The sequence below is a fragment of the Amycolatopsis sp. NPDC051903 genome, assembly GCF_044452505.1.
In the GTDB taxonomy this organism is placed as follows: Bacteria; Actinomycetota; Actinomycetes; order Mycobacteriales; family Pseudonocardiaceae; genus Amycolatopsis.
Map to the genome: position 1 here is coordinate 1 of NZ_JBITBT010000089.1, position 2,807 is coordinate 2,807.

At 74.4% G+C, this 2,807-nt stretch carries 2 protein-coding genes; one reads left to right on the plus strand and one right to left on the minus strand.

The genetic code is table 11. The annotated features are described in order from the left end of the window. A partial coding sequence (locus ACIA77_RS52350) for a heavy metal translocating P-type ATPase (protein WP_395893735.1) occupies window positions 1-1,681 on the plus strand: 1,681 nt, incomplete at its 5' end. 4 nt (window positions 1,682-1,685) lie between these two features. On the opposite strand, the gene ACIA77_RS52355 is transcribed toward ACIA77_RS52350, so the two are convergent. Then, a partial coding sequence (locus tag ACIA77_RS52355) for a site-2 protease family protein (protein ID WP_395893736.1) occupies window positions 1,686-2,807 on the minus strand: 1,122 nt, incomplete at its 5' end.

Here is a 2,807-nt window from a genome sequence, read left to right on the forward strand (position 1 = left end):
GGCCACGGCCAGCGCGACCGACAGCACGTATGCCGGTGTGGTGCGGCTGGCGGAGTCGGCTGCCGCGCACACGGCGCCGGTCGCGCGGCTCGCCGACCGGGCGGCCGTGTGGTTCCTGCCTGCCGCGCTGGTGCTCGCGGGGCTGGCCTGGCTGCTCACCGGTGAGGCCGATCGCGCCGTCGCCGTGCTGGTGACCGCGACTCCGTGTCCGTTGCTGCTGGCGGTGCCGATCGCCGTGACCGCGGGGATGTCGAGGGCGAGCCGCGCGGGTGTCGTGGTGAAGGACGGTGCCGCCCTGGAATCGCTCGGCCGGGCACGCGTGCTGCTGCTGGACAAGACCGGCACGATCACCGCCGGGCGGCCGGACGTCGCCGATGTGATCTGCGCGCCGGGCGTCGCGGCGGAGGAGGCGCTGCGGCTGGCCGCGAGCGTCGAGTTCTACTCACCGCACGTCCTCGCCGCTGCCGTGGTCCGGGCCGCCGAGGCCGCGGGGGTCGAGCGGCTGCCCGCGGCCGAGGTGCGGGAAGAGCCGGGTGCCGGGGTGTCCGGCCGGGTGGGCGGCCACGGTGTGCGCGTCGGCCGGTGGCCGGCGGGGCGGGCAGTGCCGGCGTGGGCGGGCAGTGCCGCCCGGCGCGGCCGCCTCGACCTGGCGACCGTGCTGTGGGTGGACCGTGACGGCGAGCCGATCGCGGCGCTCCTGGCGAAGGACCGGATCAGACCTGACGCCGCCCGCACCATGCGCCGCCTGCGCGGGGCGGGCATCACCTCCATCCGCCTCCTCACTGGAGACCGGGTCGACAACGCGCGGGAGGTCGCCGCCCTGCTGGAACTCGACGACGTGCGTGCCGAGGCCACTCCGGCGGACAAGCTCGAAGTGGTCGCCGCGGCCCACGCGACGGGTTTGACCGTGATGACCGGCGACGGGATCAACGACGCTCCCGCGCTGGCGGCCGCCGATGTGGGGGTGGCGCTGGGGTCACGGGGGGCCACTGCCGCGGCGCAGGCGGCCGATGCGGTCATCCTCGACGACCGGCTGGCCCGGCTCGCCGACGCCGCCGAGATCGCCCGCCGCTCGCGTCGCTTGGCCGTGCAGAGCGCGATCGCGGGGATCGGGTTGTCGTTCGTCGCGATGGTGGCTGCCGCATTCGGTTTGCTGCCGCCGGTCTGGGGAGCGCTCGTGCAGGAGGCCGTCGACGTCGCTGTCATCGTGAACGCGTTGCGCGCGCTGCGGGTACCTGGCGCCGCGGATCCCGTCCCCGCGCGATTGGTGCAGCGGTTCGAGACGGAACACGAGCGATTGCGCCCCGCGCTGCCGGCGATCCGGCAGGCCGCCGACGCCCTCGCGGACGGCCCCACCGCCGGAGCCGATCGGGCCGTCCGGCGAGCGCGGGACGTGCTGTTCCGGCAGATCCTGCCGCACGAGGCCGCCGAGGAGCACGAGCTCTACCCCGCGCTGGCGGGGCCGCTCGGCGGGGACCAGAGCACGGTGACGATGAGCCGCGCCCACACCGAGATCGCCCGCCTCGCCCGCCGGCTCGACCGGCACTTGCGGGAGTCGCCGGAGATGATCCAGCCCGACCAGGTCGACGACCTCCGCGCGACGCTCTACGGCCTCGACGCGGTGCTGACCCTGCACTTCACGCAGGAGGAGGAAGCGTTTTTCACACTGCCCGTTTCCTGAGCGGTCAGGGTTCGGCGGGCCGGCGCACACGGGCCCCGAGCGCGGCGAGTTCGACCGCGCGGGCGAGGTCACTCGGCGCGACGACCCCGGCGAGTGCGCCGTGGTCGACGACGAGCACGAGATCCCGTCCCGGGCGCAGCGCGGTCCGGCCGAGCACCTCCGTCACGGGCGTTTCCGGTGGTCCGGCGAAGCACTCCGGAGGTTTCGTGCACACCGACTCGAGCCGCGTGGACGTGCGGGCGGTATCCGGCACGCGGGCGAGCCGTCCGAGGCTGACGACGCCGATCGGCTCTCCGTCGAAGGACACCACGGGAAAAGTGCGGAAGGGCAGCTTCGTGGCGAGATCGAGGAAACCTTGCACGGTGTACCAGCCGGGAGCGGTCACCGGCGAAGTCTTCATGACGTCGGCGAGCCGGGTCCGGGAGAGCGCGTCCCGAAGCGGCGCCGCGACGAGTTCGTTGCGCACCGCGAGCATCAGGAACCACCCGATGGCCACGAGCCACAGGCCTTCGAACGACTTGGTCACCAAGAACACCCACACCCCACCACCGACGAGGGCCGCGGCCAGGAGCTGCCCACCCCGGCCGGCCAGCCGCCGCGCGCGGCCGCGGTCGCCGGTGACCTTCCACACGACGGCTTCGGCGATGCGCCCGCCGTCGAGGGGCGTACCCGGTAGCAAGTTGAAAACCGCGAGTACCGCATTCGTCCAGCCGAGCCAGGTGAGCGCCACGACGACCACCGGCGGCAAAGCCCCGGCCGCGAGCACAGCCGCGCCGAGGAAGACCCCGGCGAGGGCCACGCTCGCGGCGGGGCCGGCCGCGGCGACGAGCAGCGCGGCCCGGGGCGTGCGCGGTTCCTCGGGAAGCTCGGCGGCACCGCCCAGCAGCCAGAGCGTGATGCGTTCGGCTTTCAGGCCGCACCGCCGTGCGGTGAAGGCGTGGCAGAGCTCGTGCACGAGCAGCGAGGCGAGGAACACGGCCGCGCAGCAAGCTGCGACCGCCCAGCGCAGCGGTGGCGATGTGCCCGGCGCGCCGGCGGGAAGCACGCTCGTCGCCAGCAAGTACGCCAGCAGCACCGCGATGATCAGCACGGACCAGTGGGCGCCGATCCGGATGCCGGCGACCCG